1 protein-coding gene is annotated in these 289 nt (G+C 73.7%); it reads left to right on the top strand.

Annotated elements, in window-relative coordinates; translation table 11 throughout:
• On the top strand, positions 1-289 hold a 289-nt coding region (locus J0695_RS42570), incomplete at both ends, for a sensor histidine kinase (protein WP_206970133.1).

Raw genomic sequence — 289 nt, 5'->3', positions numbered from 1 at the left:
GCGCGGCGGCAGCAGCCCCTCCTCGATCTCGCTCTCCTCCGCCAGGACGAGCTCCACGCCGCGCGACCTCGTCACCCTTCTCGGCAACCTCATCGACAACGCGCTGGACTCGGCCCAGGGCAGCGAGGGCGCCCGCGTCACGGTCTCGGTGCGTACGGCCGACGGCGAACTCCTGCTGCGGGTCGCGGACACAGGACCCGGCGTGCCGGACGGGGACGCCGCCGACGTCTTCCGGCTCGGCTGGTCGACGAAGAGCGAGGGCCGGGGTCTGGGTCTCGCCCTCGTACGC

Origin of the sequence: Streptomyces beijiangensis, assembly GCF_017315755.1 — a bacterium.
Taxonomy (GTDB): Bacteria; Actinomycetota; Actinomycetes; order Streptomycetales; family Streptomycetaceae; genus Streptomyces; species Streptomyces beijiangensis.
Note: the sequence above shows the minus strand (reverse complement) of the source record. Positions and strands in the feature narration are given on the sequence as shown.